27 protein-coding genes and 1 riboswitch are annotated in these 23613 nt (G+C 64.6%); of the genes, 18 read left to right on the top strand and 9 right to left on the bottom strand.

The genetic code is table 11. The features are described 5' to 3' along the window. Positions 1–63: 63 nt before the first annotated feature. Positions 64–564, top strand: a complete 501-nt coding sequence (locus ACRARG_RS06430; protein WP_432689165.1) for an Lrp/AsnC family transcriptional regulator — start codon at positions 64–66, stop codon at positions 562–564. A gap of 48 nt (positions 565–612) precedes the next feature. On the opposite strand, the gene ACRARG_RS06425 is transcribed toward ACRARG_RS06430, so the two are convergent. The 5 genes from ACRARG_RS06425 to lgt all read right to left on the bottom strand — a co-directional run bounded on the left by ACRARG_RS06425 (position 613) and on the right by lgt (position 4762). Next, entirely contained in the window at positions 613–1353 is a 741-nt protein-coding gene (locus tag ACRARG_RS06425; RefSeq protein ID WP_432689164.1) for a Hint domain-containing protein, read from the bottom strand. A gap of 415 nt (positions 1354–1768) precedes the next feature. Next, a complete protein-coding gene (locus ACRARG_RS06420) occupies positions 1769–1909 on the bottom strand; it encodes a hypothetical protein (RefSeq protein ID WP_432689163.1) in 141 nt (46 codons plus the stop codon). A gap of 143 nt (positions 1910–2052) precedes the next feature. Continuing rightward, positions 2053–2808: a peptidoglycan editing factor PgeF gene (pgeF, locus tag ACRARG_RS06415; RefSeq protein WP_432689162.1), complete on the bottom strand. Its 756-nt coding sequence runs from the start codon at positions 2806–2808 to the stop codon at positions 2053–2055. Further along, positions 2805–3833 (bottom strand): class I SAM-dependent methyltransferase, encoded by a 1029-nt coding sequence (locus ACRARG_RS06410; protein WP_432689161.1) that lies wholly within the window; start codon positions 3831–3833, stop codon positions 2805–2807. The genes pgeF and ACRARG_RS06410 overlap by 4 nt, the downstream gene beginning before the upstream one ends. Before the next feature lie 47 nt (positions 3834–3880). Then, positions 3881–4762, bottom strand: coding sequence for a prolipoprotein diacylglyceryl transferase (lgt, locus tag ACRARG_RS06405; protein ID WP_432689160.1), 882 nt, complete (start codon positions 4760–4762; stop codon positions 3881–3883). Between the two features lie 104 nt (positions 4763–4866). On the opposite strand from lgt, the gene ACRARG_RS06400 reads away from it, so the two are divergent. After that, positions 4867–5115, top strand: coding sequence for an accessory factor UbiK family protein (locus ACRARG_RS06400; RefSeq protein ID WP_432689159.1), 249 nt, complete (start codon positions 4867–4869; stop codon positions 5113–5115). 76 nt (positions 5116–5191) lie between these two features. Here the strand turns inward: ACRARG_RS06400 and ACRARG_RS06395 are convergent, their stop codons facing one another. Further along, positions 5192–5989 carry a class I SAM-dependent methyltransferase gene (locus ACRARG_RS06395; RefSeq protein WP_432689158.1) on the bottom strand — a complete coding sequence of 266 codons (798 nt, stop codon included), beginning with the start codon at positions 5987–5989 and terminating at the stop codon, positions 5192–5194. Positions 5990–6341: 352 nt separating this feature from the next. On the opposite strand from ACRARG_RS06395, the gene ACRARG_RS06390 reads away from it, so the two are divergent. The 4 genes from ACRARG_RS06390 to ACRARG_RS06375 are packed head-to-tail and all read left to right on the top strand — an operon-like array spanning position 6342 to position 8993. Continuing rightward, on the top strand, positions 6342–6842 hold the full coding sequence (locus tag ACRARG_RS06390) for a type III secretion system chaperone family protein (protein ID WP_432689157.1): 501 nt from the start codon (positions 6342–6344) through the stop codon (positions 6840–6842). Between the two features lie 54 nt (positions 6843–6896). Continuing rightward, positions 6897–7709: a pyrroline-5-carboxylate reductase gene (proC, locus tag ACRARG_RS06385; RefSeq protein ID WP_432689156.1), complete on the top strand. Its 813-nt coding sequence runs from the start codon at positions 6897–6899 to the stop codon at positions 7707–7709. Beyond that, the gene (locus ACRARG_RS06380; protein ID WP_432689155.1) at positions 7702–8043 is read left to right on the top strand and encodes a tRNA-binding protein; all 342 of its coding nucleotides are present in this window, start codon (positions 7702–7704) and stop codon (positions 8041–8043) included. The genes proC and ACRARG_RS06380 overlap by 8 nt, the downstream gene beginning before the upstream one ends. Continuing rightward, positions 8040–8993: a 2-hydroxyacid dehydrogenase gene (locus ACRARG_RS06375; protein WP_432689154.1), complete on the top strand. Its 954-nt coding sequence runs from the start codon at positions 8040–8042 to the stop codon at positions 8991–8993. Before ACRARG_RS06380 ends, ACRARG_RS06375 begins: the two co-directional genes overlap by 4 nt. 107 nt (positions 8994–9100) lie before the next feature. Here the strand turns inward: ACRARG_RS06375 and ACRARG_RS06370 are convergent, their stop codons facing one another. Continuing rightward, the gene (locus tag ACRARG_RS06370; RefSeq protein WP_432689153.1) at positions 9101–9688 is read right to left on the bottom strand and encodes a thymidine kinase; all 588 of its coding nucleotides are present in this window, start codon (positions 9686–9688) and stop codon (positions 9101–9103) included. 110 nt (positions 9689–9798) lie between these two features. Here ACRARG_RS06370 and arsH point away from each other — a divergent pair, with 110 nt between their 5' ends. Together arsH and ACRARG_RS06360 are read left to right on the top strand one after the other, a co-directional pair. Beyond that, the gene (arsH, locus tag ACRARG_RS06365; protein ID WP_432689152.1) at positions 9799–10503 is read left to right on the top strand and encodes an arsenical resistance protein ArsH; all 705 of its coding nucleotides are present in this window, start codon (positions 9799–9801) and stop codon (positions 10501–10503) included. A gap of 42 nt (positions 10504–10545) precedes the next feature. Then, on the top strand, positions 10546–11529 hold the full coding sequence (locus ACRARG_RS06360; RefSeq protein WP_432689151.1) for a class I SAM-dependent DNA methyltransferase: 984 nt from the start codon (positions 10546–10548) through the stop codon (positions 11527–11529). Positions 11530–11624: 95 nt separating this feature from the next. On the opposite strand, the gene carB is transcribed toward ACRARG_RS06360, so the two are convergent. After that, positions 11625–14900: a carbamoyl-phosphate synthase large subunit gene (carB, locus tag ACRARG_RS06355; RefSeq protein WP_432689150.1), complete on the bottom strand. Its 3276-nt coding sequence runs from the start codon at positions 14898–14900 to the stop codon at positions 11625–11627. A gap of 239 nt (positions 14901–15139) precedes the next feature. Here carB and ACRARG_RS06350 point away from each other — a divergent pair, with 239 nt between their 5' ends. Continuing rightward, entirely contained in the window at positions 15140–15721 is a 582-nt protein-coding gene (locus tag ACRARG_RS06350) for a GcrA family cell cycle regulator (protein ID WP_432689149.1), read from the top strand. A gap of 34 nt (positions 15722–15755) precedes the next feature. Here ACRARG_RS06350 and ACRARG_RS06345 read toward each other — a convergent pair whose 3' ends face one another. Beyond that, positions 15756–16676, bottom strand: a complete 921-nt coding sequence (locus ACRARG_RS06345) for a DUF726 domain-containing protein (RefSeq protein ID WP_432689148.1) — start codon at positions 16674–16676, stop codon at positions 15756–15758. Between the two features lie 119 nt (positions 16677–16795). Continuing rightward, positions 16796–16872, top strand: a riboswitch (SAM riboswitch). Positions 16873–16947: 75 nt separating this feature from the next. Here ACRARG_RS06345 and ACRARG_RS06340 point away from each other — a divergent pair. The 9 genes from ACRARG_RS06340 to ACRARG_RS06300 all read left to right on the top strand — a co-directional run bounded on the left by ACRARG_RS06340 (position 16948) and on the right by ACRARG_RS06300 (position 23595). Further along, on the top strand, positions 16948–18126 hold the full coding sequence (locus tag ACRARG_RS06340) for an aminotransferase class V-fold PLP-dependent enzyme (protein WP_432689147.1): 1179 nt from the start codon (positions 16948–16950) through the stop codon (positions 18124–18126). A gap of 121 nt (positions 18127–18247) precedes the next feature. Further along, positions 18248–19339: a GTP cyclohydrolase FolE2 gene (gene folE2 / locus ACRARG_RS06335; RefSeq protein WP_432689146.1), complete on the top strand. Its 1092-nt coding sequence runs from the start codon at positions 18248–18250 to the stop codon at positions 19337–19339. A 102-nt stretch (positions 19340–19441) separates the two neighbouring features. Further along, positions 19442–20308, top strand: a complete 867-nt coding sequence (locus ACRARG_RS06330) for an urease accessory protein UreD (RefSeq protein WP_511261975.1) — start codon at positions 19442–19444, stop codon at positions 20306–20308. A 1-nt stretch (position 20309) separates the two neighbouring features. Next, the gene (locus ACRARG_RS06325; protein WP_432689144.1) at positions 20310–20612 is read left to right on the top strand and encodes an urease subunit gamma; all 303 of its coding nucleotides are present in this window, start codon (positions 20310–20312) and stop codon (positions 20610–20612) included. 36 nt (positions 20613–20648) lie between these two features. After that, positions 20649–20744: a PA1414 family protein gene (locus tag ACRARG_RS06320; RefSeq protein WP_432689143.1), complete on the top strand. Its 96-nt coding sequence runs from the start codon at positions 20649–20651 to the stop codon at positions 20742–20744. Then, positions 20741–21046, top strand: a complete 306-nt coding sequence (locus ACRARG_RS06315; RefSeq protein ID WP_432689142.1) for an urease subunit beta — start codon at positions 20741–20743, stop codon at positions 21044–21046. The genes ACRARG_RS06320 and ACRARG_RS06315 overlap by 4 nt, the downstream gene beginning before the upstream one ends. Further along, positions 21046–21417, top strand: coding sequence for a lysozyme inhibitor LprI family protein (locus ACRARG_RS06310; RefSeq protein WP_432689141.1), 372 nt, complete (start codon positions 21046–21048; stop codon positions 21415–21417). Before ACRARG_RS06315 ends, ACRARG_RS06310 begins: the two co-directional genes overlap by 1 nt. A gap of 30 nt (positions 21418–21447) precedes the next feature. Continuing rightward, positions 21448–23190, top strand: a complete 1743-nt coding sequence (gene ureC / locus ACRARG_RS06305; protein WP_432689140.1) for an urease subunit alpha — start codon at positions 21448–21450, stop codon at positions 23188–23190. 183 nt (positions 23191–23373) lie between these two features. After that, entirely contained in the window at positions 23374–23595 is a 222-nt protein-coding gene (locus ACRARG_RS06300) for a hypothetical protein (protein ID WP_432689139.1), read from the top strand. Positions 23596–23613 lie beyond the last annotated feature (18 nt).

Below are 23613 nucleotides of genomic sequence, written 5' to 3'. Positions count from 1 at the left end.
GCGAAACAATATTGCGTGCGCTATAGCTACTGCTATAACAAACGCAAATTTTTGGAGGCGAGTATGGCGGGAACCCGTCTGGACCAGATCGACCGGAAAATCCTGGCAGAGCTTCAGGCCGACGGTCGTATGACCAATGTCGAGCTGGCCAAGCGCGTGGGGATTTCAGCCCCGCCCTGTCTGCGCCGGGTCCGGACGCTTGAGGATTCGGGCTATATCAAGGGCTATCATGCGCGGGTCGACAGCCGCGAGCTTGGGTTCGAGGTTCAGGTGTTTGCCATGGTCGGGCTGGTCAGCCAGGCCGAGGCCGATCTGGCCGCCTTTGAAGAGAAGTGCCGCCACTGGCCTCTGGTCCGGGAGTGTCACATGCTCAACGGTGAGGTGGATTTCATCCTGAAATGCGTCGCGCCGGATCTGTCGACCTTTCAGAGCTTTCTGACCGGTCAGCTGACGGCGGCCGATAATGTCGCCAGCGTTAAGACCTCTCTGGTCATCCGCGGGGCCAAGAACGAACCCGGGGTGCCCTTCGATATCCTTGAGGAACGCCTGGGCCGGACGGCCTGACCCGTGCCGGCGGCGCGGCGCGCGATGGCGCCGCGGCCGGATGCCTGATCAGACGTATTCGCGTGTGCCGACGTTGCGTGCCGACATGCGGGGATGGGCCAGCTGGCCGAAATCCGTCAATCGCCGGACATGCGGGAAAATCGTCAGGTAGAGGTCCAGCGTATGGGGCCCCATTCGATTGCAAAGATCGGTGCCCGGGTGGAATGATTCGAGGTCCAGCCCGGCCGCAATGATCGTGGCATGGTGGTGCAGCGCCAGGTGGTAGGTTTCAACCGCCATCCGGGGGCGGATGCCAATGACGCTGTCGCCGTCGATGAAATCTCTCAGCGGGCTGTAGATGAGACGGCCTTGCGGGTCGGAATGAGATGCCGCGGGGCGATGCAGCATCCGGGCGCCGGGGCCTGCCAGCAGGTCGGGATGGGGCTGCCCCTGTCCGAAGCGGTCGCTGGTGACCCGTGTCAGCAACGCATCCGGGCCGGACACGGTCCTGTGCGTCATGATCCCGATCCAGAGCACTTTCTGAGCGCCACGTTCGCGCGTCAGCACTTCCATCCCGGGACGCAGATCCTCGATCGCGACCGGCCCGTCGGCGGTGGCCAGCAGGGTGCCATGTGCAAAGGCATTAAATGCGGCTTCGAAATCAGGTGTGGCGGGCGCCAGCACTTCGCGTTCGACGGCCCTGTCGGCCGGCGAATAGGACATGGTGTAGTAGGGGCGCATCGCCGGCGGGCTGGTCAGACGGGATGCTTCGGCAATCGTCGTGCGAAACGACGGTATTGGGGCGGACATAGCAACACCTTTTGCTGGCGTCACGTCTGCGTCGGCCCCCACCGACAACACAGAGGACTCTGTGGATCAGATGGAGAGAATTTGCCTGAACTTTTGGGAAAAGACAAAAATCAGGGAGGATTGGAGGGAGGGGGCGAGGCAATCCGTGTCAGCAGCGCGGGATTGTTGCCGGCCAGGTGCCGAATGGCGACATATTCGGCGGTGGGTCTTGGGAGAGCGATTCGGGAAAGGCTCATGCGGGGCGGGCATTGGCCGTCAGCTGCCCCGGCAGTCCCGGAGACAACCGGGTGGCACCCGGAATGCACCCCGCCTGTGCGTCTGGCAAACGGGGTATGCGCCGGGCCGGATCACCGCCGAAGCGGGCAGCGCGGCGCGGCGCGGTATCTGGTCGTGGCCGTAGGCGCCGGCAGGCGCCTCAGGCGGCTTTCTGTGCGGCCTTGGCCTTCAGGCGGGCAGCGACCTTGGCGCGGTGGCCGCGCGCATAGGGCATTTTGAGTTCCGTTTTCTCTGCCGTTTCCAGCAGTGACTTGATCCAGCGTTTCTGTTTCGCGTGCATCTGTTCGTCCTTTTGGTCTGCCTGCTCTGCCGGTTGGTCCCGGTCTTGACCCGACTATGCGCGGGCTTTGCGGCAGCTGTTGGACGAAAAAGGGCTTTTTGAAGATATCTCGTGGCGTCGCCGGGCGCCGCCACCGGGCCGGCTCAGAGCCGGATGACAGAGATGAGGCGGCCGTAATCCGCCTCACCGGCATGAGTGGTCCGCCGGTAGGAGAAAAAGCGCTGCGGGTCGCTGTAGGTGCAGTGACCGGTCCATTCCACCGCTGCGATACCGGCGGCGCGCAGCCTTTGCAGCCCGAAGGACGGCAGGTCGAAATGGACGCGGTCCGCTTCGCCACCGGCAAAGAAGCGGGCGTTTTCCGGATCGTCCGACAGAAAGGTGTCCAGAAATTCGGGGCCGACCTCATAGGCGCGCTGGCTGATCGTGGGGCCGATGGCGGCCACGATGCGGTCCCTCTGCGCGCCAAGGTCGATCATGGCGTCGACCGTGGCCTCCAGTATCCCGTCCAATGCGCCCCGCCAGCCGGCATGCGCCGCACCGATCACCCCCGCGTCCGGGTCAGAGAAGAGCACGGGCTGGCAATCTGCGGTCAGGATGGCGAGGCCCAGCCCGGGCGTGGCCGTCACGACCGCGTCCGCCTCGGGTACAGAGGCCGGCACGGCATCAACCGCCACGGCGGAGGCTGAATGGACCTGACGCAGTGTCACAAGGTCATGGTCGCCCACGCCCATGGCGAGCGCGACGCGATTGCGGTTGATCTCGACGATCTCGCTCTGGTCCGAGGAGCCGGTGCCGCAGTTCAGCCCGGCGAAGATGCCCGAAGAGGCGCCGCCGCGGCGGGTGAAAAAGCCGTGGCGTGTCGCGCTGAGCAGGGGGGATGTTATGATTTCGAGCGTCATTGGGGAAACTGCGGGCTTCCGGTGCCGGGAAAGGAAGGGGCGTCTGGCGGCGTCATTGCGATGACTTTGAAGAGCGTCCCCATTTCGTCGGGATGGGTCAAGCGGCGATATGCGGCGATGTGGTCGTTCAGTGCCTGACCGCTCAGGCGGGTTGCCAGAGTTTCCGCGCGGATCGCGATGCCCAGCCGCTCCAGAAACTGACCCTGCGGGAGCGGTGGCGCAGCAGCAAGCGGCGCGGCGGCACGCGCCAGGGCCTCGAAATCGACATGGGCTGTTAAATCCGTGTCGCCGGGTGCGGTCAGCGGATCGACATATTCTTGGGCGCGTATGGCCTGGAAGGTATCGCCCAGCGACCGCCAGTCGCCGTAGTCGACGATCAGGGCCGCACCGCCGCTGCGGCTGATTCGGTCCGCCAGCTGGTGCATGATCGCGGGCAGGGCGGGGCAGATCTCCACGATGTCGTCTTCTGCCGTATCGGCAAGCCGGTGCGCCAGTTCGGGGATGTCCGCGGGGGGCGCCAGTGCCAGCTTCAGCCCGGTGTCCGACAGGGCAACCATGACCTCCGCCCAGCCGCTGCCACGCCGTCGCAGTTGCCGGATGGGCAAAGCATCGAAAAACTCGTTGGCGACGAACCAGAGCGGTGCCTGCGGAAGGTCGGCCACGTCATCCAGAAAGGTGATCCGATATCCGTCCAGGGCCTGCCGCTGGCGATCACGCAGGGTCGGAGAGGTTTCCACCAGATGCAGCCTGAGGGCGTCGTGAAAGCCCGGAACGCGCGCCGTCGCCCGCAGGATATCCGCCATCAGCGTTCCGCGCCCCGGCCCGGCCTCTGCCAGGGTAAAGGGGGCGGGGCTGCCCTGATCCGTCCAGGACTGGGCCAGCGCAAGGCCAAGGAGTTCGCCAAACATCTGGCTGATCTCCGGCGCGGTGGTGAAGTCTCCGGCGCTGCCGAACGGGTCTCTGGTGGCGTAATAGCCGTGGGCGGGGTCGGTCAGGCAGACGGACATATACTCGGACAGGGGCATCGGCCCCTCCGCGGCGATGCGGGTCCGCAGTTTCTGCATCAGGCCCGTCACCGCGCCCGCCGGATCGCGACCAGGATGAACAGCAGCCCCAGCACGACCATCGGCAGCGACAGCATCTGTCCCATGGTAAAGCCGATCGTGTCGGTCAGGCGCAGGACATGGCCAAATGGATTTTCAGGCGTGATGTATTGGGCATCGGCCAGCCGGAAGAATTCGACGATGAACCGCGCGATACCATAGCCCGCAACAAAGACGCCCGACAGCAGCAGCGGCCGTTTCAGGGCAGAGGTTGCGAAGGCCAGCCAGAGCAGGACCGCGCCTAGCAGCAGCCCCTCCAGCCCAGCCTCGTAGAGCTGCGAGGGGTGGCGGGCACAGGGCAGGCCATCACAGAGCGCGCCCTGACCGGGAAAGACCACGCCCCAGGGCACATCGGTCGGGCGCCCCCAAAGTTCGGCATTGATGAAATTCGCGATCCGCCCGAACAGCAGGCCGGGCGGGGTGGCCAGCGCCATCATGTCGAAGGCCTGCAGTTTCGGGATGCCCTGACGATGCAGGTAAATGGCGGCGGCGATGACCACGCCAAGGAACCCGCCGTGGAAGGCCATGCCGCCCTGCCAGATTTTCAGGATGTCGCCGGGGTGGGTCAGGTAATACCCGGGCTGGTAGAACAGGACAAAGCCAAGCCGGCCGCCCAGAATGACGCCAAGGATAATCCAGGTCATCATGTCTTCAAGCTGCTGGCGCGTCATCGGGGCCGTGTCGCCGGGCCAGAGCGCGGGGCGGGAGATAACGGTGCGCGCCAGCCACCAGCCCAGGATGAGGCCCGCAATATAGGCCAGCGCGTACCAGCGCAGGGCGAATTCCATGCCGCCCAGGGCGATGGTGAAAATCTCGGGCGAGATGTCGGGGAAGGGGATGGCGGCGATCATGGGCGTGACATGGCAATGGGCTGCGGGGGAAGTCAACCTTGTGGGATGCGGCAGTGCGGCCCATATAGGGGGTAAAGGTGACAACCCCTTAGGTGGAGACTGCCATGCAGACCCGTTCGAAATTTTTTGACGATATGTCGCAGCTGATGACCAATGCCATGGGCGTGGCTCAGGGTGCCAAGGATGAGGCGCAGACGGCCGTGAATTCCATGGTCGACCGCTGGCTGGCGGAGCGCAATCTGGTCACGCGCGAGGAATTCGACGCCGTGCGCGCCATGGCCCAGAAAGCGCGCGAGGAGAATGAAGCGCTGAAAGCGCGGATCGATGCGCTGGAGGCGAAGATAAGCCAGTAAGGCTGTCTCCTCTCATCGTGTTTGGTGTGAACGAGAGGCCGGGGTCACCCCGGCCTTTTGCATGCCCTGTGTCCGGTCAGGTCGGGCGTCGACCGATCGCGACGTGGACGGCATCGTCGTAGATCAGGCCGTTTTCATCGTGATGGTCCGCCAGCGCGGCCTCGACATTGCGGATCAGCGCGGATTGCACGCTGTCGGGCAGGGACAGGAATGCGCCCGCGATGGGCATCGAGCGCAGGTGCAGGGACACAAATTCAGCGGCGGGTGGTGTCGTGATGCGCAGGCTCTGACGCAGAACCTGCACGTCGGTATAACCGGCTGCCTCCAGTTGGTCCTGCAGGGCTTCCGCCGAAGGTGTCGCCCGCTGCGCGCGCTGTTTGGCGGCCACATCCGGGGAGATATGGGTCGCGACTGCGGCGCATAGCGCCTGTGTATAGGCGCTGTGCCCGTCCCAGATGGAAAAGGCGAGCCGTCCGCCCGGTCTGAGAAGACGCAGGAATTCGGCCAGCGCGCCGGGCTTGTCCGGGAAATAGTGGTAGCCGTGCTGAGACAGGATCAGATCGAACGCAGCATCCGGCAGGGCCGTATCGGTCACATCGCTCTCCAGCCAGTCGATGGGGCGGTCCCCGGCAAGCTGCTTTGCCGTTGCCAGCATTCCGGCGTTGATATCGAGGCCGGTAACCTTGCCTGCCGCACCAACGGCATCAGCGGCGAGGCGGGTGGTCACGCCTGTGCCGCAGGCCACGTCGAGGACCCGGTCGCCGGATGCCGGTGCCAGGAGGCCGATCAGCGCCTCTGCCCAGGGCTGCATCCAGAGCGGGACAAGAACCTTTTCGTAGATCGCGGGGCCGTCATCGGCCAGCTGAAAGGTCATGGCGGGCGCTCCTGTCGAATCGCGGGGCTGTAGACCTGAGCCTATGAGAGCCTCTGGCATTCGCCAAATCGGCGCACCGCGTCCCGGGCCGGAGGCATGAGCCCTTGCGGAATGACGTGTTCCCGTCATGTCAGTTTAACAATCCGGGCAATTCGGGAACTAATCTTGTGTTGTTCTTGGGCTAATCCACAACTAACTGCGTTTATCCCCAAGTTTTAGCTTGCCTGACGGGCCAGCCCCCCTCACCATATCTCGTAGGGACATCGGGAAGTCGCCCAGTCCCTAGAGCAGGCACCTAGCGCTTGGGGCGCTTTCGCAGCCCCTTCGCTACAACCAAAACGAGGTGGCGCAAATGGCAATGACCGAGCAGTTCCTGACCGAAGAACTTCACCCCATCGACATCGTCGAGCATCTGGCCGAACACCATGAGTGGGAATTCGACCGGATCGGAGACAACCAGATCGCGATGGCCGTGGAAGGTCAGTGGCGCACCTATTCCCTGACGCTGGCCTGGTCCGACTATGACCAGACCCTGCGGCTGGTCTGCACCTTCGAAATGGAGCCGCCCGAGGAGGCGCTGGCAGAGCTTTACGAGCTGCTGAACCTCGTGAACGACCAGTGCTGGTCCGGCTCCTTCACCTACTGGCCGGAGCAGAAGCTGATGGTCTTCCGCTACGGTCTGATCCTGGGCCATGACCAGATGGCCACGCCCGAGCAGATCGATACGATGATCGGCGCCGCCGTGATGTCGGCGGAACGCTACTACCCGGCGATGCAGTTGAATGTCTGGGGTGGGCAGAGCCCCGCGCAGGCGGTGCAGGTCGCCATTGCAGAGGCCTACGGGCGCGCCTAAGGTCCGGCTCCGAAACGGGGGGCGGTGAACGCCCCCCTGCTGAGGGAGCAAGACATGGCGAATGACGTTGCCCGCAAGGGCATGGTTCTGTTGGGATGCGGGAAGATGGGGGGGGCGATGCTCTCCGGCTGGCTGAAGGGCGGGCTGCCTGCCTCTTCGGTCTGGGTATCCGACCCTTATCCATCTGATTTCGTAAAATCTTCTGGCGTGCATGTGAATGCCGACCTGCCAGAATCGCCCGCTGTGGCGCTGATCGCCGTGAAGCCGCAGATGATGGGCGACGCGCTGCCGTCGATGGCGGCTTTGGGTGGCGGGAATACGCTGGTGATCTCTGTTGCGGCCGGCACGCCGATTTCCAAGTTCGAAGAGGTGTTTGGATCTGGCACGCCGGTTATCCGGGCGATGCCGAATACACCGGCCGCCGTTGGTCGGGGGATCACGGCAATCATCGGCAACGATCTTGTGACCGAGGCGCATCTTGCGCTGGCCGAAGAGCTGCTGTCCGCTGTGGGGCAGGTGGTGCGGCTGGAGAGCGAGTCCCAGATGGATGCAGTGACGGCCGTGTCGGGCTCCGGCCCGGCCTACGTCTTCCACCTGATCGAGACACTGGCCGCCGCCGGAGAGGCGGAAGGGCTGTCGCCTGAGCTGGCCCTCCAACTGGCACGGGCAACTGTGGCCGGGGCTGGTGCGCTGGCCGAAGAGGCCGAGGAAGGCCCGGGCCAGTTGCGGGTCAATGTGACCTCGCCCAATGGCACGACGCAAGCGGCGCTTGAGGTGCTGATGAATGAAACGGATGGCTTCCCGGCGCTGCTGAAACGCGCGGTGAAGGCCGCTGCCGACCGATCAAAGGAGCTGAGCCGTGGCTGACGAGATCACGTTTGACGATTTCCTGAAGGTGGATATCCGGGCCGGAACCGTGATCCGGGCGGAGCCCTATCCGGAGGCGCGCGTGCCCGCGATCAAGCTCTGGATCGATTTCGGGCCTGAAATCGGGGAGAAGAAGACCTCTGCCCAGATCACCGCGCATTACACGCCCGAGGATCTGGTGGGCAAGACGGTCATGGCCGTGGTGAATTTCCCGCCGCGCCAGATCGGCAAGTTTATGTCCGAGGTGCTGACGCTGGGTGTGTCGGACCCCGACGGCGGGGTGATCCTCGTCACGCCCGACAAGGAGATCGCGCCGGGGGCGCGCCTGCATTGAGCCGTATCCTGATCTCCCGCCCGATGCCGCCGCAGACGCTTGCCAAGGCGGAGGAGCTGTTTGACGTCGAGGTGCGGTCCTCCAACAAGCCGATGAGCCCCGGAGAGCTGCGGGCGGGCTTTGCGCTGTACGATGGGATGATGGTGACGCTGGGCGACCAGATCAATCTGGAAACGCTGCAGGATTTCGGGCGTCCGCGCTGCCGGATGGTGGCGAATTTCGGGGTTGGGTATAACCATATCGACGTGGCGGCCTGCACCAAGCACGGGGTGACCGTGTCCAATACGCCGGGTGCCGTGACCGATGCGACGGCTGATATCGCCATGACGCTGATGCTGATGACCGCGCGTCGCGCAGGCGAGGGCGAGCGGATGGTGCGTGCGGGGCAATGGGAGGGGTGGCATCCGACCCAGCTTCTCGGCCTGCATCTGACGGGCAAGACGGTCGGCATTGTCGGCATGGGGCGGATCGGGCAGGCCATTGCCCGGCGCTGTCACTTCGGATTCGGGATGCGGGTGGTCTATGCCAACCGGTCCGAGAAAGAGATGGATTTCCCGGCAGAACAGATGTCGTTGGAGGCGCTGGCCGGTGTTGCGGATGTGGTTGTGGTGGCCGCGCCGGGCGGGGCGGAGACCGAACATCTGATCGATGCCTCGGTGTTGTCCGCCATGCAGGGGCATGCGATCCTGGTCAATATCTCGCGCGGGTCGCTGGTGGATGAGGCGGCGCTGGTGACGGCGCTGCAGACGGGCCAGATCGCCGGGGCGGGGCTTGATGTCTATGAGAAGGAGCCGGTGGTGAGCCCGGGGCTCTTGAAGTTGGAGCAGGTCGTGCTGCTGCCGCATCTGGGCACCGCGTCCATGGGGGTGCGGGAAGAGATGGGGCTGATGGCGGTGGAGAACCTGCGCGCCTATTTCGCCGGCGACGAGGTGCCCAACCGGGTCGCCTGACGGTGCGGGCGGGGGGCTGTCTGCCCCCCGAAGCGGCAAAGCAGGCTTTGCCGCACCCCCCGAGGATATTTGACGACCAGAGAAGGGGGCGGCCCGGCGTCGGGTGGTCAGCCGGGCAGGTCGCCCATTTCCTGGCGCCAGTGGCGGCGGCAGAGGCTGACATAGGTTTCATTGCCGCCGACCTGCACCTGATTGCCTTCGCGCAGGGCCAGGCCGTCGGCGCCGCGCCTGACAACCATGGTGGCTTTGCGGCCGCAATGGCAGATGGTGCGGACCTCCCGCATTTCATCGGCGAGGGCGAGCAGGGCGGCGGAGCCTTCGAAGAGGTCACCGAGGAAATCGACGCGCAGGCCATAGCACATGATCGGCACCTGAAGGTCATCCACGGCGCGGGCCAGCTGCCAGACCTGATCGCGGGTCAGGAACTGGGCCTCATCGACAAAGACACAGGCGCAGGGGCCGGCGTTGCGGCGCGCGGCTATGCGGGCGAAGAGGTCATCTGACGGCGTGAATGTCTCTGCCTGCTGACCGATGCCGATGCGGCTGGCGATGCGGCCTTCGCCCGCGCGGGTGTCGATGGCGGCCGTCAGCAGGTAAGTCTGCATGCCGCGTTCGATATAGTTATGGGACGCCTGCAACAGGATCGTCGACTTGCCGGCATTCATCGTGGAGTAGTGAAAGTAGAGCTTGGCCATGGCGGCAGATAGGCGCGCTTTGCCGGGCCTGTCCAGAGGGGCGGGTATTTCGGGGTGCATTCGCGCCCGGGTGGCGTTAAGCAGCGGGCAATCTGTCAGGAGATGTCCGGATGAGTGATCTGCCCGCCCTCGACCCCACCCAGTTGCCCGCAGTGGATGTGGAGATGCTGGCCGCGCCCGGCGATCCGCGCCATCCGCCGCGTATTCTGCTGCTTTACGGGGCGCTGCGACCGCAGAGCTATTCGCGCAAGACGGTGCTGGAGGCGGAGCGGATCCTGCAGCATCTGGGCTGCGAGACGCGGGTGTTCGATCCTGCGGGCCTGCCGGTTTATGACCCGGGCGACGCGGATCATCCCAAGGTGCGGGAGCTGCGCGATCTGGCGGTCTGGGCGGAGGGGATGGTCTGGTCGTCTCCGGAGCAGCACGGCACGATGACCGGGCTGATGAAGACGCAAATCGACTGGCTGCCGCTGAACATGGGCGGGGTGCGGCCGACGCAGGGCAAGACGCTGGCGCTGATGCAGGTCTCGGGCGGGTCACAGTCGTTCAATGCCGTAAACCAGATGCGTATTCTGGGCCGCTGGATGCGGATGGTGACGATCCCGAACCAGTCCTCCATCCCGCGGGCGTTTCTTGAGTATGAGGAGGGGGAGCGGCTGCCGGAGGGGCCGTTCTACCGCCGTGTCGTCGATGTGATGGAAGAGCTGGTGAAGTTCACCTGGCTGGTGCGGGGGCGGGCCGATTACCTTGTCGACCGCTATTCCGAACGGGTGGAATCGGCGGAGAAACTGTCGGAACGGGTGAACAAGAAATAAGGCCTGCTCGCGGGCGCTTGACTTGCTTCGGGAAGGGCGTAAATGGCGCGGGCCGGGCGCGTGGTCCGGATTTCTGGCGTCGCGTCTTCCATGATCCCTGTCATGCTGTCTTCGGGCAATCTCCTCGCCGACCGGCGGGCGGATCATGCCGAATCCTACCTGCCCGATTGTGCCGATGTGGCGCTCGACCTTTATGCCCAGGCGCTGGAGCTGGCGCCGGACTGGGCGGCGGGCTGGTACCGGCTGGGGGAGATCGCCTTGGAAGTCGACCGCGACAGGGCGCGGGAGGGGTTCGAGACGGCCTTGCGGCTCGATCCCTCGGACCGGCTGGGGGCGGGGCTGCAGCTTGACCTGCTGCGGGACCGGTCTCTGTCGGACGGGATGGCGCCGGCCTTTGTCGAGGCGCTCTTCGACCAATATGCCGCCGGGTTCGATGCGGCTCTGGTGGACCGGCTGGACTATCGCGCGCCGGAGCTGCTGGCAGAAGGGCTTCGCGGGCCCTACCTGCGGGCGCTGGATCTGGGCTGCGGGACCGGGCTGATGGGCGCGCTGCTGCGGCCCCGCTGCGACGTGCTGGAGGGCTGGGACATCTCGGCTGAGATGCTGCGGGAGGCGGAGGGCAAGGCGCTTTATGACCGGCTGGAGAAGCGCGATCTGGGGGCGCTGGAGCTTTGCGCGCCGGAATGGGACCTGATCACGGCTGCGGATGTCTTTGCCTATCTGGGGGCGCTGGAACGGATCGTGGGCTGGGTTGCGTCTGCGCTGAAGCCGGGCGGCACCTTTGCCTTTACCGTGGAGGCGCATGCGGGGCGGCAAGCCTATGTGCTGCGCGAAAGCCGCCGCTACGCTCATGCACGCGGCCCGCTCGAGGCGCTTCTGGACGGGGCGGGGTTTGACGCGCGGATAGAATGCCGGGTGCTGCGCAAGGACCGCGGGGCAGAGATCGCGGGCTATTGCGTGACGGCGGTCCGGCGGCGCGATGCGCTGGCGGAGACGCGCCCAATGGCGGTTCCGGTCACGGCCTGAGGGGCCAAGCCCGGATCAGAAGACCAGCGAGCTGGAGGTTCCGGCGGGCCCGCAGGCCGCCAGCAACAGAAGCGCGAGGCAGAAGAGACGTGCGGTCATAGTGCGAGCTCCTGCAGGGATGTCACCTTGAGGCTGTCCATATCGCGCGACGCGATGGCCTGTGCCGCCGCCTGGGCGCCTGCCGCCGTCGTGTAATAGGGGATCTTGTCGTAAAGCGCGACGGAGCGGATTTCGCGGCTGTCGGCAATCGACTGGGCGCCTTCGGTCGTGTTCAGCACCAGCGCGATCTGACCGTCCTTGAGCATGTCGACCACATTGGGGCGCCCCTCGTAGACCTTGTTCACGATATCGCAGGAGAGGCCCGCCGATTTCAGCCAGGCGGCCGTGCCGCGGGTGGCGATCAGGGTGAAGCCCCCGTCGACCAGGGATTTTGCAGCCTCCATCATCGCCTCGGTCTTGTCCTCGTCGCGGATGGAGATGAAGACCTTGCCACCCGTCGGCAGGTCTGTGCCCGCGCCCAGCTGCGCCTTGAGGAAGGCGCGGGCGAAGGTGGTGTCCGATCCCATGACCTCCCCGGTCGACCGCATTTCCGGCCCCAGCAGCGTGTCGACGCCCGGGAAACGGGCGAAGGGCAGCACCGCCTCTTTCACCGCGAAACGGTCGATCATCGGGTCGATCAGGGTGAAGTTCGACAGCGGCTCCCCGGCCATGACGCGGGCGGCGATGGTGGCGATGGGGCTGTTCACGGCCTTGGCCACGAAGGGCACGGTGCGGGAGGCGCGGGGGTTCACTTCGATCAGGTAGACCTCGCCATCCTTGACCGCATATTGCACGTTCATCAGGCCGACGACGCCCAGCTCCAGCGCCAGCGCCTCGGTCTGGCGCTTGACCTCGTCGATGATCTCCTGCGCCAGCGAATAGGGGGGCAGGGAGCAGGCGCTATCGCCCGAATGCACGCCGGCCTCTTCGATATGCTGCATGATACCCGCGACATGCACCTGGGTACCGTCGCAGAGCGCATCGACATCCAGTTCCACCGCATTGGCGAGATAGCTGTCGAGCAGCACGGGGCTGTCGCCCGATACCACGACCGCGTCGCGGATGTAGCGTTTCAGCCCGTCCATATCGCGCACGATTTCCATCGCGCGGCCGCCCAGGACGTAGGAGGGGCGGATGACCAGCGGGAAGCCGATGCCGCCCGCGATTTCCAGCGCCTCGGCGTCGGAATGGGCGATGCCGTTGTTGGGCTGCTTGAGGCCAAGGCGGTTGACCAGATCCTGGAACCGCTCGCGGTCCTCGGCCAGGTCGATGGCGTCGGGCGTGGTGCCGAGGATCGGGATGCCCGCAGCCTCCAGCGCATTGGCGAGCTTCAGGGGTGTCTGGCCGCCGAACTGGACGATCACGCCGTGCAGCGTGCCGTTCGACTGTTCGACACGCAGGATTTCCATGACGTGTTCGAAGGTCAGCGGTTCGAAATAGAGCCGGTCGGAGGTGTCGTAATCGGTCGAGACCGTCTCCGGGTTGCAGTTGACCATGATCGTCTCATAGCCCGCGTCGGTCAGCGCGAAACAGGCGTGACAGCAGCAATAGTCGAACTCGATCCCCTGGCCGATCCGGTTGGGACCGCCGCCGAGGATCACGACCTTCTTGCGGTCAGACGGGCGCGCCTCGTCCTCGACCTCGCCCATCATGGGGGCTTCGTAGGTGGAATACATGTAGGGCGTCTGCGCCTCGAATTCGGCGGCGCAGGTGTCGATCCGCTTAAAGACGGCGGTAACGTTCAGGTTGTGGCGGGCGCGGCGGACATTGTCTTCGTCGCGGGCGCAAAGCTTGGCGAGGCGGGCATCGGTAAAGCCCATCATCTTGAGCCGGCGCAACCCGTCCTCCGTCACCGGCAGGCCGTTGGTGGCGACCTCCGCCTCGGCGCGGATGATCTCGCGGATCCGCGACAGGAACCACGGGTCAAAGGAGGTGACGCCCTGAATTTCGTCATCCGAGAGGCCGTGGCGCATGGCCTGGGCGACAACGCGAATGCGGTCCGGGGTCTGCAGGGCCAATGCCTTCGTGATGGCGGCCTTTTCAGGTGCGCCTTCGATTTCGATTTCATCAAGGCCCGAGAGCCCGTTCTCCATCGAGGTCAGCGCCTTTTGCAGTGACTCGTGGAACGACCGGCCGATCGCCATGACCTCGCCCACGGATTTCATCGCGGTGGTCAGGTGCGGCTGGGCGCCCGGGAATTTCTCGAAGGCGAAGCGGGGGATCTTGGTGACGACATAGTCGATGGTCGGCTCGAACGACGCGGGCGTGACCTTGGTGATGTCATTGTCCAGCTCGTCCAGCGTATAGCCGACCGCCAGCTTCGCAGCGATTTTCGCGATGGGGAAGCCGGTGGCCTTCGACGCCAGAGCGGAGGAGCGCGACACCCGCGGGTTCATCTCGATCACCACCATGCGGCCGTCGGCGGGGTTGATCGCCCATTGCACGTTCGACCCGCCGGTTTCCACGCCGATCTCGCGCAGCACGGCGATGGAGCCGTTGCGCATCGCCTGATATTCCTTGTCGGTCAGGGTCAGGGCAGGGGCCACGGTGATCGAGTCGCCCGTGTGCACGCCCATCGGATCGACGTTTTCAATGGAACAGACGATGATCGCGTTGTCGGCCTTGTCGCGCACCACCTCCATCTCGAATTCCTTCCAGCCGAGGAGGGATTCGTCGACGAGGATCTGGGCGACCGGAGAGGCCTCCATGCCCGAGCGGCAGTAATATTCGTAATCGTCACGGTTATAGGCCACGCCGCCGCCGGTGCCGCCAAGGGTGAAGGCGGGGCGGATGATGGCGGGCAGGCCGATCTCTTCCAGCGCGTCCATAGCCTGGGCGAGGCCCGCCTTGATGTCACGCTTGCCATTGTCGAGCTTGGGCGCGGTGATGATGGTGGCCTTGGGGTTTTCCAGGCCGATGCGGTCCATCGCCTCCCGGAAGAGCTTCCGGTCCTCGGCCATCTCGATGGCCTCGCGGTTGGCGCCGATCAGTTCAACGCCGAATTTCTCCAGCACACCCATGTCGGCAAGGGCGAGGGAGGTGTTGAGGCCGGTCTGACCGCCCATCGTAGGCAGCAGCGCATCCGGGCGCTCCTTCTCGATGATCTTGGCGACGACCTCGGGGGTGATCGGCTCGATATAGGTGGCGTCGGCGAGGCCGGGGTCGGTCATGATCGTGGCGGGGTTGGAGTTGACCAGGATGACCCGGTAGCCCTCTTCCCGCAGCGCCTTGCAGGCCTGGGCGCCGGAATAGTCGAATTCGCAGGCCTGGCCGATGACGATAGGACCTGCGCCGATGATCATGATCGATGAGAGATCGGTTCTTTTCGGCATCGTTCTACCCCGGCTGGTCGCAAATTGATGCGGGTTATAGGCATAAGCGGAACGGGCGCAAGGGTGGTCGGCGGGAATCTTCGATCAGAGCCCTGTGGCGAATCACTCCCTTGTATCTGGCGGGCTGGTGATTAGAATAGAGAGCCAACGGGGGGCGGTGCGGATGACGTGCCGCCCTCGACATTCCGGGGGGCGGTTTGCCCCTCAACCGAAAAGACCGCAAGATAAGGATGGCAGGTATGTCCTGGACCGATGAACGCGTCGAACTGCTCAAGAAAATGTGGACGGAAGGCCAGTCCGCAAGCCAGATCGCGAAAGAGCTGGGCGGCGTGACCCGCAATGCGGTGATCGGCAAGGTCCACCGTCTGGGATTGTCCAACCGCTCCGGCGGGGCGGCGCCCGCGGCACCTGCTGCCCCGGGCAAGCCTGAAGCCAAGGCCAAACCGGCTGCGAAACCCGTGCCGCAGACCAAGGCGGAACCGGAGCCTGCCGATGACGAGCCGCGCACGGTTTCCGCCGCGCCGGCCGGCTTGCCGTCCCGCAAGGCCGTTGTGCCTGCTGGCCAGCCCCTGCCGCCGCAGCCCTCGGCCAATGAAATCAGCCCCGAAGCACTGGCCAAGGTCAATGAGATCGAGAAGAAGGCCAAGAAACTGACGCTGATGGAGCTGACGGAACGGACCTGCAAATGGCCCGTGGGCGATCCGGCGACCGAAAAGTTCTGGTTCTGCGGTCTGCCGGTGCAGGCGGGCAAGCCTTATTGCGAGGCGCATGTGGGCGTGGCGTTCCAGCCGATGTCCTCGCGCCGCGACCGCCGGCGCTGAGTTTCGATACGGTGAGACCTGATTGCGGCGTGGCTCAGAAAGAGGCGCGCCGCAATGTCATTTCGGGCAGGCTGAACTGCGGTATGCGCAGCCAGCCGCGGGCCGCCGGGGCAGGCGTGGCGATGCTCTGTCTGAGCTGCTCCAGCGGCATCGGCGCCTGTCGCACCAGAAGGGCGGAATAGAGGTCAAAGACACCGGGCCGCAGGTAGGCCGACCAGTGGCAAACCCAGCGTTCGGCGGGCGGGATGTCGAAGCCCAGCGTGCGCAGCCCTTCAAGCGTTTCCATACAGTCCAGCGGCAGGGTCAGCCAGTTGGGCAGGTCCGGGGCCTGACGGCCGATCGCGGGGCCGTTGGCCCGCCCGAAGGCCTGCTCCAGAAGATGATCGTAGAGCCGGTTCTCCCGGCTGGTCACAGAGATGACCTCCGTCTGCCGGCCGGCATGGGTCATCAGGGCGGTCTGCGCTCGGTCCGAGAGCTCTGCTCCGGCCAGCAATACGGCGCGGCTCAGATCGCCCGGGGCGAGGTGGGGCAGGGCCGACAGGACCACCCGCGCGCCCAGCGAATGGGCCAGCGCATGGACCGGACGGTGCGGCATCAACCGGCGGATTTCGGTGATCATCTGGGCCAGCGCCCGACCGGCCTGCGCGGCCCGGTCATAGGCCTGCCAGATCGACCCGCGCGCGGGCCAGCCAAAAGCAACAGTCAAAACGTCGTCGGCATCCTGGCGGGTCAGCTCCCGCGGCCAGCTCTTGGCCTTCCAGCAGGCGTGCTCGTCATGCAGGGCAAAGATGTGCCGGTGCGGGCAGTGCCGCGGATCGCCGGGGGCGAATTTGAACCCGTGGATCATGATCACCACAGGTCCGGTCGCGGACATGTGGCGGGCGAGCTCCGGTCCGACGGGGGCGCCGGAGCCGTGCAGTGCCAGCCCGCTGTCCTCCAGATTGATCCGTACCAAGGCCATATCCCTAGCCCCCGACCTACGATTTGGGGCTCTTTTACGGCGGACATACGAAATCTGGGTGATGGTTCGGTAACAGATCGGTAACGCTTGACCGGCCATTTTCAGGGGCGTACGAACAGCCCCGTGGCGATTTGTTACCGGATTGCGGGCCACGTTAAACATTCCGCTAAAAGGTCAGTCGGAAGGGACCCCCTTACGCTTGGCCGCGTCTGGGGGTTTTGTTATGGCCGACCCGCCCGAGAGTGGCCGGCCCGGAGAAGAGACCATGAGCAACTGGAAACCACGTACGACCCTGGTGCATGGCGGCGCGCGCCGCTCGCAATATGGCGAGGTGAGCGAGGCGATCTTCCTCACCCAGGGGTTCGTCTATGACAGCGCAGAGGCAGCGGAGGCCCGGTTTCAGGATCTGGGCGATGACGAATTTATCTATGCCCGCTACGGCAATCCGACCGTGCGCATGTTCGAAAACCGGATGGCGCAGATCACCGGCTACGAGGACGGATTCGCCTGTGCGTCGGGCATGGCGGCGGTTACCGGGGCGCTGACGGCGCTCCTGAAGGCCGGCGATCACGTGGTCAGCTCCCGCGCGCTCTTTGGCTCCTGCCTCTATGTGCTGGAGGATGTGCTGGCGCGGTTCGGGGTGGAGGTCACGCTGGTCGACGGCACCGATAATGACGCTTGGACTGCCGCGATCCGGCCGGATACCCGGCTTGTGTTCCTCGAAGGCATCTCAAACCCGACGCTTGAGGTGGTGGATCTGGCCCATGTGGTGAAGGTGGCCCATGCCAATGACGCGCTGGTCATTGTCGACGATGCCATGGCGACGCCGATCTTTTCGTATTCTCAGCGGCTTGGCGCGGATCTCTGCGTCGTGTCGACCACGAAACATGTGGACGGGCAGGGGCGGATGCTGGGCGGGATCATCCTCGGCTCCAAGGAGCTGGTGCGCGGCCCGATCGAGACCTATGTCAAACATACCGGCGGCGCGATGAACCCGTTCACCGCCTGGGTGCAGCTGAAATCGCTGGATACGATGGACCTGCGGGTGCGGGCACAGGCCGCCGCGGCCCTGCAGATCGCAGAGGCGCTGGAAGGACATCCGAAGCTCAGCGCCGTTCGGTATCCGCAGCTGCCAAGCCATCCGGAACATGCCGTGGCGATGTCGCAGGCCCCCTCCGGCGGGACCGTGCTGGCCTATGAGGTGAAGGGCGGGAAAGAGGCCTGCTTCAAGATGCTCAATGCGCTCGAAGTTTTTACCATTTCGAACAATTTTGCCGACAGCAAATCCATCGTGACCCACCCGTCCACGACCACGCACCAGCGCCTCCCGCAGGAACAGAAGGACGTGCTGGGGATCAGCGACGGGCTGGTGCGGCTCTCCGTCGGGCTGGAAGACCCGGAGGACCTGATCGCCGACCTGATGCAGGCTCTGGATAAAATCTGACGGGCCGGTGATCCTGCAGGGGCATTCCGCCGTACCCTATGCAAGAACTGGTAACGGGCCGGGGGCGGCCTATATCAGTCAGGTGTGATGCTGACCGGCCCGCGGGGCCAGAGGGGGCGCGATGAATATCCACCCGAAAGACATGAACCAACCGGATCGGGAGGCGGCGCAGCAGGCGCTGTCCACCCTGCGCCGCTGGGCAGAAAGCGCCAGCAATGCAGAGATCAATGCGCTGGACCCTGCCGTGGGTGCCATGCTGGCCGGCGCGCCGGAGTATCCATTGCTGTCGAATGTCTATCCCTCTGATTTTGCTTCAGATGAGGAATACAGAACGACGCTTCCTGATTTGCAGAACGGTCCGTCCAGTCTGATCCGGGGCTCGCATCGGGCTATCCAGCACGTGGGGATTTCCAATTTCCGGCTGCCGATCCGGTACCGGATGCGCTCGGGCGGAGATATGACGCTGGAAAGCTCTGTCACCGGGACGGTCAGCCTGGAGGCCGACAAGAAGGGCATTAATATGAGCCGCATCATGCGGTCGTTCTACGCCCATTCGGAAAAGACCTTTTCCTTCGAGGTGATCGAGGCGGCGCTGGACGATTACAAGGCGGACCTGGAAAGCCTTGATGCGCGGATCCAGATGCGGCTGTCCTATCCGCTGCGGGTGGAGAGCCTGCGCTCCGGTCTGCAGGGATACCAGTATTACGACCTGGCTTTGGAACTGGTTGAGCGTGCCGGACAGCGCCTGCGTATCCTGCATCTGGACTATGTCTATTCCTCGACCTGTCCGTGCTCACTTGAACTTTCCGAACATGCCCGGCGGGAGCGGGGGCAGCTCGCCACGCCGCATTCGCAACGTTCCGTCGCGCGGATTTCGGTGGTGCTGGAGGGGCGCGGAACGCTCTGGTTCGAGGATCTGATCGACCTTGCGCGGCGGGCCGTGCCGACGGAAACGCAGGTTATGGTCAAGCGCGAGGACGAACAGGCCTTTGCAGAGCTCAACGCCGCCAATCCGATCTTTGTCGAAGATGCCGCACGGCTCTTTGCGGCAGAGCTGGAGGGTGACGTCCGGATCGGCGATTTTCGTGTCGTTGCCAGCCATCAGGAAAGCCTGCACAGCCATGACGCCGTGTCGATCCTGACGGAGGGGGAGACTTTTGCGGCGGCAAGCCTTGATCCCAAGCTCTTCTCTACGTTGCATCACTGCGGGTGAGCCCGCTGAAATTCTGCACTTTTGCCAAGGCTTAGGCGCGGCCCGCGGCTGAAAAACGCTGCGGGCCGAAGATTCCGCTCCCCATCCGGGCTGCAGGCGTTAATGTCTGGGGTGGGAGAGGACCAAGACCCTATTGCCGACGTGACATTTGCCCAGATCACCGCCGAAACGTTACCGCGCCAGCCCCGTGCCCGAGGCAGGCTTGCGGTATCTGCGCGGCTGAAAAACGGGCGCTCCCGGATTGGGGAGCTGCATCAGGCCGGCTCCTTCAAGATGTTGTTTCCTCATGGTTTTGCCCGCACCCTTCAGGCGGTTTCGTTGAATACCGCCGGTGGCGTGACCGGCGGCGACCGGTTTCATATCTCGGCAGAGGCGGAGGCGGGGGCCGCGCTGGTCCTGACCACCCAGGCGGCGGAGCGGATCTACCGCGCCCAACCGGGTGAGGTCGGGCAGGTCCGGTCGGTGCTGACCGTGGGCCCCGGCGCCCGGCTCGACTGGCTGCCGCAGGAGACGATCCTCTACGATCGCGCCGCGCTCGACCGGCGGCTTGAGGCAGAGGTCGCGCCGGACGGCCAGCTTCTGGCCGTGGAGCCGGTGATCTTCGGGCGCCATGCCATGGGGGAGGTTGTGGAATCCGGACATCTGTCGGACCTCTGGCGCATCCGGCGCGGCGGAGAGTTGGTCTTTGCCGACAATTTCCGCCTCTCCGGCGATATCCACACCCAGCTTGGCCGTGTCGCGGGTGGGGCGGGGGCGATGGCCTCTCTCCTGCTGGTGGCGCCGGATGCGGAGCGGCATCTGGACCGGCTTCGTATGGCCATTGGTCTCCAAGGCGGGGCGAGCCTGATCCGGCCCGGCGTGCTGTTCGCGCGGTGTCTTGCCGAGGATGGGTTCCTTCTCCGCCAATCACTTCTTCCCGCCATCCGGACCCTTTCGGGTGAAGACCTTCCCAAGACATGGATGCTTTGACATGCAGCTAACCCCCCGAGAAAAAGACAAACTTCTGATCTCCATGGCCGCGGAGGTCGCGCGCAAGCGGCTGTCGCGCGGGGTGAAGCTGAACCATCCGGAGGCGATCGCGCTGATCACCGATGCGGTGGTGGAGGGCGCGCGGGACGGCAGGTCCGTCGCCACGCTGATGGAGGAGGGGGCGCGGGTCGTAACCGCCGCGCAATGCATGGATGGCATCGCCGAAATGATACACGAGGTCCAGGTCGAAGCCACCTTCCCCGATGGCACCAAACTGGTGACCGTGCACAATCCCATTCGTTAACCCACAGAGTTATCCACAGGAAGAAAGGCGCTGAACATGTCGGAACTGATCGAGAAAATCGCCATCGCTCTGGGCCTGCGCCCGGCGCCGCAGCCTGTTCCGGTCCGGGTCAGCGCAGGACCACGGAAATGATCCCGGGAGAGATCATAACCGCCCCCGGCACGATCGAGCTGAATGGGGACCGGAGCGCCATCACGATCATGGTGGCCAATACCGGCGACCGGCCGGTTCAGGTCGGGTCGCATTACCATTTTGCCGAAGCCAATCCGGCGCTGGATTTCGACCGGGCCGCCGCGCGGGGCATGAGGCTGGATATCGCCGCCGGGACGGCTGTGCGGTTCGAGCCCGGTCAGCGGCGCGAGGTCAATCTGATCCCGGTTTCCGGCGGGCGGGTGATTTACGGCTTCAATCAGCAGGTTATGGGAGAGCTCTGATGTCGGTCCTGCGGCAGATGGCGATGGGCGGGCTGATCGCACTGGCCTGTGCGGGGGCGGCGGCGGCACAGAACTGTGTCAATCCGCAGACCCAGGTCGATATGAACCAATGCGCCAATCTCGCGGCACAGGCGGCAGATGCGGAGCTGAATGCGGCCTATGGCCAGGCGATGGCGGTTGCCCGGCAGGATGGCACGGATGCCCTGCTGCGTGACGCGCAGCGCAAGTGGGTCCCCTATCGCGATGCGGCCTGTCAGGCGGAATCGGCCGGGTTTTCCGGAGGGTCCATTATGCCACTGATGCATTTCAAATGTCTTGAACGACTGACCCGGCAGCGGACCGGCGATCTCTATATTTTCGCTCGTCCCTGACGGTTTTCCGCAGTACGGAAAGGAACTTCGATGCCCACTCAAATCTCCCGCGCCGATTACGCCGCCATGTTCGGGCCGACCACCGGCGACAAGGTGCGGCTGGCCGATACCGACCTGATTATCGAGGTTGAGCGTGACCTGACCGCCGATCTGGCCGGGCGGGGCAGCAATGGCCCGCTTTATGGTGAAGAGGTCAAGTTTGGCGGCGGCAAGGTGATCCGCGACGGCATGGGCCAGTCGCAGAAGACCCGGGCCGAGGGCGCGGTGGATACGGTCATCACCAATGCGCTGATCCTCGACTGGGCGGGGATTTACAAAGCGGATGTGGGGTTGCGGGACGGGCGGATCGATAAAATCGGCAAGGCGGGGAACCCGGACACCCAGCCGGGGGTCGACATCATCGTCGGGCCGGGCACGGAAGTGATTGCCGGTGAAGGAAAAATTCTGACGGCCGGCGGGTTCGACAGCCATATCCATTTCATCTGTCCGCAGCAGATCGAGGATGCCTTGCATTCCGGGCTGACCACAATGCTGGGCGGCGGCACCGGCCCCGCGCATGGCACGCTGGCGACCACCGTGACGCCCGGGCCCTGGCATCTAGGGCGGATGCTGCAGGCCGCCGATGCCTTCCCGATGAACCTCGCCTTTGCGGGCAAGGGCAATGCCTCGCTCGCCGCCGGGCTGGAGGAGCAGATCAAGGCCGGCGCCTGTGCGCTGAAGCTGCATGAGGACTGGGGCACGACGCCCGGTGCCATCGACTGCTGTCTGGGCGTGGCAGATGATTATGACGTGCAGGTGATGATCCATACCGACACGCTGAACGAGTCGGGCTTTGTCGAGAATACGGTTAAGGCCATGAAAGGCCGGACCATTCACGCCTTCCACACCGAAGGCGCGGGCGGCGGACATGCGCCGGATATCATCAAGATCTGCGGAGAGGAGCATGTGCTTCCATCCTCCACCAACCCGACGCGGCCCTTCACGGTCAATACGCTGGACGAGCATCTCGATATGCTCATGGTTTGCCATCACCTCGACAAGTCGATCCCCGAAGATGTGGCCTTTGCCGAAAGCCGCATCCGGCGGGAGACCATCGCGGCCGAGGATATCCTGCATGACATGGGCGCGTTTTCGATCATCGCCTCGGACAGTCAGGCCATGGGCCGGGTAGGGGAGGTGATCATCCGCACCTGGCAGACCGCCGACAAGATGAAGAAGCAGCGCGGGCGGCTGGCCGAAGAGACCGGCGAGAACGACAATTTCCGCGCCAAGCGTTATGTCGCGAAATATACGATTAACCCGGCGATTGCGCATGGTCTGTCGCATCAGATCGGCTCCATCGAAGAGGGCAAGCGGGCCGATCTCGTGCTCTGGTCGCCTGCGTTTTTTGGAGTGAAGCCGGAGATGGTTCTGATCGGCGGTTCTATCGTGGCAGCGCAGATGGGCGACCCCAATGCGTCCATCCCGACGCCGCAGCCGGTCTATACCCGGCCGATGTTCGGGGCCTATGGCCGCGCGGTGGAACGGTCGGCTGTTACCTTCGTCTCGGCCGCCGCGCAGGCAGAGGGAATCGGCCGCAGCCTCGGCCTCGCCAAGGAGACGATCGCGGTGCTGAACACCCGCAATATCGGCAAGAAAGACCTCAAGCTGAACTCCGCCACGCCGAAAGTCGAAGTGAACCCCGAGACTTACGAGGTGCGTGCGGATGGAGAATTGCTGACCTGCGAACCCGCAGAGGTGTTGCCGATGGCGCAGCGCTACTTCCTGTTCTGAGGCCCTTCGCCATGCCCGCCGCCGCCCGCCTGTTTCCCGCCATGCTGCAGTCGCAGCATCGTCATGCCGCATTGCAGCGGGTGCATGGCGGGCTTGCCCCATTGATGGTGGTTAGGGATGCAGTGCTGACTTATTGTCTGACCCAAGGGAGGAAACCGAAACGCACCGAAACAGAGGTTTCCTATGGCACAGGCAACAACACAGATTACCACTTCCGGCTTCCGCGATCGCATCGACGCCTTCTTCACGGCTGTCAGCGTTGGCATGGGCGCCTATATGCACCGTCGTTCGCGCGCCGATCAGATCGCCGCACTGAACGCGAAATCCGACGAAGAGCTGGCCAAGCTGGGCATCACCCGCGATGGTATTCCGGCCTACGTCTTCCGCGATCTCTTCTACGTCTGATCGCGACGACTGACTTTG

Source organism: Pseudooceanicola profundi, assembly GCF_050897955.1.
GTDB lineage: Bacteria > Pseudomonadota > Alphaproteobacteria > Rhodobacterales > Rhodobacteraceae > Pseudooceanicola.
This window is presented reverse-complemented; position numbering and strand designations above follow the sequence as displayed.